The sequence below is a fragment of the Arthrobacter agilis genome (assembly GCF_006494655.1).
GTDB classification, from domain to species: Bacteria; Actinomycetota; Actinomycetes; order Actinomycetales; family Micrococcaceae; genus Arthrobacter_D; species Arthrobacter_D agilis.
The window spans coordinates 1-323 of the sequence record NZ_VHIM01000032.1; the positions used below are offsets into that span (position 1 = coordinate 1).

The 323-nt window shown below is 72.1% G+C and carries 1 protein-coding gene; it reads right to left on the reverse strand.

The genetic code is table 11. The features are described 5' to 3' along the window. The coding region (locus FJV46_RS15275) for an SRPBCC family protein (protein ID WP_439098361.1) at positions 1 to 323 on the reverse strand (323 nt) is incomplete at both ends.

The following is a 323-nucleotide window of genomic DNA, read 5'->3' on the forward strand; positions in this document are numbered from 1 at the left end:
GGACGTGCCACCCGTGGGGGGAGCCTCGACGTCTCCGCGCCATGCACCGCTCTCGCCCCCGCTCTTCTCGATGAAGGCCTTGAAGCGCTTGAGGTCGCCCTTCACCTGGACGGTGGCGGCGTTCACCACGGCCCCGACCTTCTCCGTGAAGGTCTCGGGATGCCAGTCGACCTGCACCATGGGCCGCGTGGCGCTCTCGCCGAGACGGTCGACGGTCCCCACGCCGGCGTGGGCTCCGCCGTCGGTGCCCTGCCACGCGCCACGCTCGGCGGGGTGCTGCTCGGTGATCTCGGCGTCGAACTCGCGCCTGGTGCCGCCGATGC